The sequence below is a fragment of the Schaalia suimastitidis DSM 15538 genome (assembly GCF_000429105.1).
Taxonomy (GTDB): domain Bacteria; phylum Actinomycetota; class Actinomycetes; order Actinomycetales; family Actinomycetaceae; genus Pauljensenia; species Pauljensenia suimastitidis.
The window spans coordinates 694195-702675 of sequence record NZ_KE386848.1 but is presented as its reverse complement, the minus strand read 5'-3'; the positions used below and the strand labels follow the sequence as shown (position 1 = coordinate 702675).

8 protein-coding genes are annotated in these 8481 nt (G+C 58.3%); all 8 read left to right on the top strand.

All coding sequences use genetic code 11. The annotated features are described in order from the left end of the window. On the top strand, window positions 1-2259 hold a 2259-nt coding region (locus G438_RS0110000; protein ID WP_084403241.1), incomplete at its 5' end, for an HAD-IIA family hydrolase. Further along, window positions 2256-2420 carry a hypothetical protein gene (locus tag G438_RS12515; protein WP_165569253.1) on the top strand — a complete coding sequence of 55 codons (165 nt, stop codon included), beginning with the start codon at window positions 2256-2258 and terminating at the stop codon, window positions 2418-2420. The genes G438_RS0110000 and G438_RS12515, both read left to right, overlap by 4 nt. A gap of 1 nt (window position 2421) precedes the next feature. After that, complete coding sequence (locus G438_RS0109990; protein WP_026461194.1) at window positions 2422-3255, top strand: TlyA family RNA methyltransferase; 834 nt, start codon at window positions 2422-2424, stop codon at window positions 3253-3255. A gap of 2 nt (window positions 3256-3257) precedes the next feature. Beyond that, a complete protein-coding gene (locus tag G438_RS0109985; RefSeq protein WP_026461193.1) occupies window positions 3258-4100 on the top strand; it encodes an NAD kinase in 843 nt (280 codons plus the stop codon). Then, window positions 4097-5752 (top strand): DNA repair protein RecN, encoded by a 1656-nt coding sequence (recN, locus tag G438_RS0109980; RefSeq protein WP_026461192.1) that lies wholly within the window; start codon window positions 4097-4099, stop codon window positions 5750-5752. The genes G438_RS0109985 and recN overlap by 4 nt, the downstream gene beginning before the upstream one ends. An 11-nt stretch (window positions 5753-5763) precedes the next feature. Then, window positions 5764-6945, top strand: coding sequence for a putative cytokinetic ring protein SteA (steA, locus tag G438_RS11755; RefSeq protein ID WP_131245887.1), 1182 nt, complete (start codon window positions 5764-5766; stop codon window positions 6943-6945). Beyond that, window positions 6906-7853 (top strand): copper transporter, encoded by a 948-nt coding sequence (locus tag G438_RS0109970; protein ID WP_051259479.1) that lies wholly within the window; start codon window positions 6906-6908, stop codon window positions 7851-7853. The genes steA and G438_RS0109970 overlap by 40 nt, the downstream gene beginning before the upstream one ends. Beyond that, window positions 7850-8467 (top strand): NUDIX domain-containing protein, encoded by a 618-nt coding sequence (locus G438_RS0109965; protein ID WP_051259478.1) that lies wholly within the window; start codon window positions 7850-7852, stop codon window positions 8465-8467. Before G438_RS0109970 ends, G438_RS0109965 begins: the two co-directional genes overlap by 4 nt. Window positions 8468-8481 lie beyond the last annotated feature (14 nt).

Sequence of the window (8481 nt, the reverse complement as noted above, 5' to 3'; positions counted from 1 at the left end):
GGGCAGCGTTCCTTTAAGCGTGATGACCGTGGAGGCCAACGCAGTTTTGACCGTGACGATCGCGGCGGACGCGGGCAGGCACGCCGCGGAACGCAACCAAGCGACAAGCCTTGGTCCAGCACCGATCGCTATGACTCTCCAAACCCCAACGAGCCGATTATTCCGGCAGGTGTATCAGCAGACGAACTGGACCACGAGGCCCTGCTGGCACTAGGTACCCTCTCGGGACCCAATAAAGACATTGTTGCTCGCCACCTTGTCATGGCCGGCCAGCTCATCGACGTTGACCCGGAGCAAGCCCACCAGCATGCCATGGCGGCATCTGCCCGGGCGGGCCGTGTAGATGTAGTTCGCGAGGCCGCAGCGCTCACCGCCTATGCGTCGGGACGTTACGAAGAAGCGATGCGTGAAGTGCGTGCGTTGCGGCGGATGCGGGGCGACAATTCACTTCGCGCAGTTGAAGCGGATATTGAACGCGCCCTTGGTCGTCCCGACAAAGCCGTTGAGATCATCGACGCCACCGAAACAAAAGGCATGGATTTGGCCGAACAAGTCGAACTTGTTCTGGTTTCCTCTGGTGCCCGAGCCGACCTCGGACAGTTTGAAGTTGGCCTTGTCCTCGTTGATGATGCACTGGCCGCCTTGCCTGCCGATACGGATCCTTTCTTTATTGCCCGCCTGATGTCTGTGAAGGCTGACCGTCTGCGTGAATTGGGGCGCGACAGCGAGGCCGACGAGGTTGAGGCGTCGATACCTGAGGTCGATGAGGAACCAGCAATTATCGATATTGGTCTGATCGCAGATGCGGATGTTGACGGTAAACGCACAGCGCTCCGAGGAAGCGACACACCGCTTTCCCAGATATTCGACTGCGCTCTTATCGACCTTGATGGCACCGCCTACAGTGGAAACGAGCCAATTGCACATGCTGCTGAGGGTGTCGTTGCGGCACGTAACGGCGGGATGAAAACAGTCTTCGTGACAAATAATGCCTCCCGTACAGCCGCCGATGTTGCCGCACACCTCGTTGACCTTGGCCACGAAGCAACTGAGGACATGGTGATGACGTCCTCCATGGATGTTGTCGCCATCCTCAAAGAACATCTTGACGACGGAGCGAAAATCTTGGTTATCGGCACCGACGGTCTACGCCAGCCGGTAGCTGATGCCGGTTACGCGATCGTTGAGTCTGCCGACGATGAGCCTGCAGCTGTCGTTCAGGGACTTGACAAGACGATCACATGGGATCGTCTTAACGAGGCCGCATTCGCAATTGAGAACGGTGCGCTATTCTTTGCCACCAACCTTGACGCATCCCTGCCTGTTGAACGGGGCCAAGCCCTTGGTAACGGCGCTCTGGTCAAGGCCGTGCAGCACGCCACTCGTCAACGGCCAATTTCAGCAGGTAAGCCCCAGCCTGGGATTTATCTGCGCGCAGCGGCCAAGGTGGAAGCCAAGACACCGATTGCAGTGGGCGACCGCCTTGAGACGGATATCCTTGGTGCGGTTGAGGCAGGCATTCCTTCGCTGCATGTGCTCACGGGTGTGCACGACGCCAAAGCAGTGATTACAGCGGCAAAAGGGCAACGACCGTCCTTCCTTGCACTCGACATGCGCGGCCTTAATGAGGCACATCCCGAAGCGAAGCATCACGTTGACGGCACGTGGACCTGCGGGGTATCCCAAGTAGCTCAGGCCGACCGTTACGGTAACCTCAGCCTGGACGGCATTGCACTGCTACCCGAGGCTGAATACACCGTTACCCTCGACTCCTACCGTGCGCTGGCTGCCGCAGCCTGGGACTATGCCAGTGAAGGGCGCGAGGTGCGCTGCCCACAACTGACCGTGGTGCCGAACGACGATCCAGCTGGACTCGTCGAAGCGCCCGAGCCCACTGATGATTCGTCCACCGAAATGGATGAGACGATCGACCAAGTGGCGGACGACAAGGTTGGCGACGATACGGCTGACGTTGAAGTCGATGCATCGGAGGTGGACAGCGACGATGGTGGCGACAGTAATGCTATTGCCGCTGCCGAGGTGATTGGTGCGGGCGATGCGGAGGCTGAGGACAGGGGCGACGGGGACGAGAGTGGCGCCATCGAGACGGACGCAGACCACGCCATGGCCACTGCGATGACCTCTGTGGTGACCTCGAACGAAGCCAACAACACCCCAATGTTCCTGCCGGGTGAAGAAGAACTTGCCGATCTTTTGGGTGAAATCGACGAAGCAGAGCTTGAAGACGAGGATCTGTGATCCACACACAAGGCTCAGCTGGCAGTGGCGTGGGGACAACTGCCTCCGACGTCGTGTCCTCGCTCGTCGATATTGACGAGGCGCCGCTTGCCGACGCCATCGCCCTCCTTGAAGGCCTGGATGCCCAGTTACGAGCAAGCCTGTCCACCAACGGAGACTGACGTGAAGCTCAGGCGGATAGACTCCGAATTGGTCAGGCGCGGCTTGGTGCGTTCCCGTACCCATGCCCAGGAACTCCTGCAAGCTGGGCGGATCTACGTCGACGGTCAGTTGGTTCTAAAATCCGCACGACAGGTCAATCCTGCGCAGGCGATCGTTGTACGTGACGCCGAAAAAGTCGACTACGTTTCGCGTGGTGCTCACAAGCTTGCGGGTGCCCTTGACGCCCTCGGTGAGGCGGGTCCGCGGGTGAAAGGGCGGCGTTGCCTTGACGCGGGTGCGTCAACTGGCGGCTTCACCGACGTACTGTTGCGCCGAGGCGCAGCCAGCGTGGTCGCGGTAGATGTCGGCTATGGGCAACTGGCTTGGCGCCTACAAAGCGACGACCGGGTTGAAGTGATGGACCGGACGAATGTTCGGACGCTAAAGGCTGGCGACGTTAGTCCGCCGCCGCAGCTCGTCGTGGGTGATTTGTCATTTATCTCGCTGAACCTGGTACTTCCTGCACTCGTTGACGTCGCCACCCCAACGGCGGATTTTCTGCTGATGGTCAAACCACAGTTTGAAATCGGGAAGGAACGCTTGGGCTCAGGTGGCGTTGTCCGCGATCCGCGCCATCATGTTGAAACCGTGTGCGCTGTTGCCACCACCGCTTATGCATTGGGCTTGGGTATCTCAGCCGTAGAGGCTTCTCCATTGCCTGGTCCTGCAGGTAACGTTGAGTATTTTCTGTATATGCACGCAGGACGGCACGGGGTGATCACTCCAGATACTATTACTACGTATGTGGGCGACGCGGTGGAGCGTGGTCCAGCACAAAGAGGAGGCCAGGGGTGACGATCAAACGGATCATGCTGGTTCGACATACCCGTCGTCACTCGGCGCAGTTGGCAGCCAGCAAAGCGCAGAAGGACTTGCAGCAGCGCGGATATACGGTCGTCGACACCACCTCGACGGAGCCGGTCGATCTTGTCCTCGCGATGGGTGGTGACGGCACAATCCTGTCGGCCGCCACAAAGGCCCGACAATTCGACGTGCCGCTGCTCGGTCTGAATATGGGACATCTCGGTTTTCTTGCCGAAGACTCCACGGCCGCCCCTGCCGATCTGATCGATCATATTGCCAGCGGGTGCTACCGAGTCGATACGCGCATGACGTTAGCTGTCACCCTTCAACGACCGGACGGCGCAATCGTGCATGACTGGGCCCTCAACGAGGCTGTTCTGATGCACACGGACGTTGCCCACCCCATCCAACTGAACCTCGCTGTTGATGGCCAAGACGTGTCAACCTACGGTGCCGATGGCATGATTCTCGCCACCCCCACCGGTTCGACTGCATACTCATTTTCTGCAGGAGGTCCGGTCGTATGGCCTGATACCGAAGCCATTGTGATGGCGCCCCTGGCGGCACACGGCCTATTTACTAGACCGATGGTCGTTGGCCCCTCCTCAAAACTCGGTGTGACAGTCCTTGACGCTGGACGTAGCGACGCTCAGGTGTGGTGCGACGGCCTCCGCATGATGACAGTCCCCACTGGCTCCACCGTAGTGGCCACTGTCAGCGAAAGGCCGGTGCGCCTCGTCAGGCTGGATGACACACCGTTTTCGACCCGCCTCGTCCACAAATTCCACCTGCCACTTCAAGGATGGAAAGGCGCCCATCAAGGAGACGAGCAATGATCCTCTCCCTTGACATCCGCGGCCTCGGGGTGATTGACGAAGCTCATCTTGACTTTGGTCCAGGTCTGACAGTGCTGACCGGTGAGACTGGCGCGGGTAAAACGATGGTGTTGACGTCATTGCAGATGCTTCTGGGACGGAGAGCAGACCCCGCGTGGGTGCGGCAAGGTGCACGACAGGCAGAAGTCGATGGCGTTTTTCATGCTGACACGGCGCTGGAAAGCCGTGTCGACGACATTGGTGGCATCGTCGAGGATAACGAAGTCATTATTTCCCGTGTGATCGCTGCACACGGACGCTCCCGTGCACACCTTGGGGGACGCGCCGTACCCGCATCGATGCTTTCGGAAGTCACCTCGACACTCGTCACAATCCATGGGCAAGCCGACCAGATGGCGTTGCGTTCGCCTGCCGCTCAACGCCAGACGCTGGACGATTGTGGTGACGATGAGCATCGCGCACGTATTGACGCTTACCAGTACGCCTGGATGAGTGCAGTCCAGGCAAAAAAACGCCTTGACGCAGCCAGGGATAGTGGCGACGAACGTACTGCCCGCATCCTGTTGTTGGAAGAACTCACGAACCGTATCGCCGAATTAGATCCACAAGCTGGCGAAGACGAATTGCTGCGCGCGGAAGCTGAACGCCTCACAAATGTTGAAGAACTGCGGCGTCACCTGGGGTATGCCCACGCTGTCCTGTCGGGGGGAGAGGCTGACGGGGGCGTTCTTGACCTGATTCGCGCTGCCGTGAAAGAACTTGATGAGGCGACGCGCCTGGACCCTGCACTTGCAGCTATCGCGGATCGGCTGCGTCCCGTTGCCTTTGATGTGGAAGCGCATATCGACGATTTGTCAGCGTATTTGGTCCAACTCAACGACGACCCTGCCAGGCTCGCCTATATCCACGAGCGGCGCGCTGCGCTACGGGCACTGATGCACGGGCGTGCCAGCGATGTTGACGAACTCATCGTCTGGCAGGAAAAGGCATTAAGTGAACTGGCTGAACTGACCGCAGCCGCCACCGACCCACAGATCCTCGCTGACGAGCTTGCCGCAGCGCAGCAACAGGTGCTGACGGCTGGTGAGGCTCTGCGTCATTCAAGGCTGCGCTTGGCTGACTGGCTGAGCGAAGCGGTCAATAAGGAACTGCATGCCTTATCGATGCCCGATGCGCACTTCAGTATCCACCTGGAGCCAACCAAACCAATGCCACATGGGATGGAAGACGTTCAGATGCTCCTTCAGCCCCACCCCTCAGCGCCAGCACGTCCGCTAGGACAAGGTGCCTCAGGTGGTGAACTATCGCGTGTGATGCTGGCCATTGAGGTGGCGCTTGGTACCCATTCTGGCAGCGCCACATATATTTTTGACGAGGTGGACGCAGGCATCGGGGGACGTACAGCCAGTGCGGTTGGCCAACGCCTCGCCCAATTAGCGCACAACCAGCAAGTGGTGGTGGTCACCCACCTGCCGCAGGTCGCTGCCTACGCGACTACCCACCTCCTCGTCGAAAAAAACGATGGGCTCACGACGGTGCGTCCACTTGATGCGCAGGCCCGCGTCGACGAAATTGCTCGAATGATGGGTGCAGAACGTGACTCTGAAGCGGCGCGCGAACACGCTGCTGAGCTACTGCGTAAAAGCGTGTGACAATCATTGAGATGAGTAACGACCAAAAGCCACCAGCTGCGCCGCCGCTATCAGGTAGCGTGTGTATTGACGAAAATACACAGCAGCTTACACTGCGTATCACCGAAGGCGATATCGTGGTCATTGACCACGCAGACCTTGATCAGACCAGTGCACAGCATATCGCCCAGAAGAAACCGCGAGCAGTACTTAACGCCTCCCCGATGCTCAGCGGCAGGCATCCTGCCCGAGGTGCGCAGATCCTAGTAGACGCAGGCATTGCGGTGCTGGACGACCTCGGCCCTGATGTGATGACCCTTGACAATGGTGACGACGTTGAGATCGAAGATCGCCACGTGATACGCGACGGCTTCACAATTGCCACCGGGCGACGTCTGAATGCCGCGGACATAGCGGCACTGCAACCTGCCCTTGACCTACATACACACTTGCAGCCGGTGGCGACGTCCGCCTATGCCGCCTTGACGCAAGACGAAGCCTTATTGTTGCGCGGTGAAGGCGCACGCGCACTGTTGCCTGATATTGCAGGCAAGACGGTGTTGCTTATCGGTGGTGCGCCGCAGGCAAAAAACGATGTGCAACGCTTGAAACGTTGGATACGGGACACGGACCCAATTATTGTGGTCACTGACGCAGGTGGAGCGCTCGCCGCGGATATGAAACTGCGTCCTCATGCGGTGATCGGCAATATGGACCTTGTTGCTGAAGAAACACTACGACGTAGCGCCCATCGGATCCTTCGTGCAGGACATGATGGACAGTCCCCAGGGAAAGAACGCCTGCAGCGCATGGGGATCGCCTATGAGACCATCACCTACTCAGGCACCGCCGATGATGTGGCATTACTTGCCTGCTACTACAATGACGCTGCTGCGATCGTGACCGTCGGCATCCCCAATGGTATCGATGACCTGTTTGAACAAGGTAAAGGACGCGTGCTCCCAGCCTTCTTCGCACGTATGGTCACCCAAGAAAAATGTGTCGGCGCCCACGCGGCTGCCGCAGCGTATCGACCCCATTTACCGATGCTCCATATTCTTGCTCTTGCCCTTGTCGTTGCCATTACCTTCATCACCGCAGTGTCTGTGACACCATGGGGTAATGACCTCCTTGGCCAGTTTTGGCGCGGGATCGGGGAAAGCATCACGTCAATGTGGCCATCATCAGCGCCCGCAGCCGCCTTGCGACAGTGAAAGCAGAAATGATGATTAATTTTAGGTATCACCTTGTCTCACTTATCGCAGTCTTTGCTGCACTTGCCGTCGGCGTCGTCCTTGGTGCAGGTCCCCTTCAGACACGTATTGCCCGCGTGGGTGCCTCCGATGCGGGGTCGACGATCAGCCAAAGTACTGTGGAAGAGCTGAGTCGTCGCCTTGAAGCTGAACGTGTCGGCGTGGAGGCGCTTGCGACACAACAGATCGCTGGCCGGCTTGACCAATACCGTGTAGGACTTATTCTGCTGCCAGGAGCAAATGCGGACGATATCACCCTCACGCGTGAGGCGCTTGAGGCAGCAGGGGCGAGCGTGGTCAACGTGGCACAGTTAGGTGACAACTGGCATAGCGAAGCCATGAGCACCTATCGGCAAACACTTGCCACCTCCATTGAAACCCATCTGAGTGATACCGTGCCAGCAGATGCCACTGCTGATGGGATAATCGCTGCTGCAATCTACACGTCGTTAACCTCGCAGGATCCCAATGCAGTGCTCCTGGATGAAATACTCACCGATGAACAAACACCGCTGATGACCCACGTAGAATCAGGCACGGAATTGCCGACATCCTTCGTTATCATCGGTCCACACGCATCAGATGACGCACCGCCCTTGGCTTTATCGGCCTGGGCCGGTTTGGCGTCGACCTTTACACGTGCACCGCAGGGCGTAGTCGTTGTTGGTGACGCATCAACATCTGCGACGCCGCTGGCACAATTGCGTCAGATGGGCACACCTGCAACCACAGTCGATGCTGTAGGCACACAGATTTCGACTGTGGCCACCATCCTCGCACTTGCACAATCACCGTCAACGACGTCGCACTATGGTGTTGAAGACGGCGCCCGTTCCGTCCTTCCACCCCAGACAGGAGCAACCCAGTGAATGACATCGTTGATCTCGCAGCGCCGATTGAGCCAACGGCACGTAAGGACATTCTGCGCAGTCATATTTTTGACATCGTTGAAGACGTAGTGCCACTTCCTAGCGGTACTACTGTCAAGCGCTCGTATATGACGCACCGGGGTGCGGTAGCAATCCTTGCTCTTCGCGGCCAAGAGGGCAATGAAGAAGTGCTGCTGGAACGACAGTATCGACATCCCGTGGGGGCATACCTTTGGGAAATCCCGGCAGGCTTACTTGACATCGACGGGGAAGATCCTCTGATTGCAGCGCAACGGGAACTTGCTGAAGAAGCTGACTTACAGGCCAAGCGATGGGATGTCCTCGTGGACTATTTCAATTCGCCGGGATGTTCCAACGAGTCGGTACGCGTCTTTCTGGCGCGCGACCTCAGCCCAACCCCGCAACGCTATCAGCGCCTCGACGAAGAGGCTGAGATTGAGTTGTGCTGGGTCAGTCTTGACGAGGCAGTGGCGGCGGTCATGCGCGGTGCAATTCACAATCCATCCGCAGTAAGTGGGATTTTAGCGGCTGCTGAAGCCCGTAGAAGTGGCTTTTCGACGCTGCGGGCAGCAGAAAGTCCATGGTTCAGATAGGACTTACGTCTGCG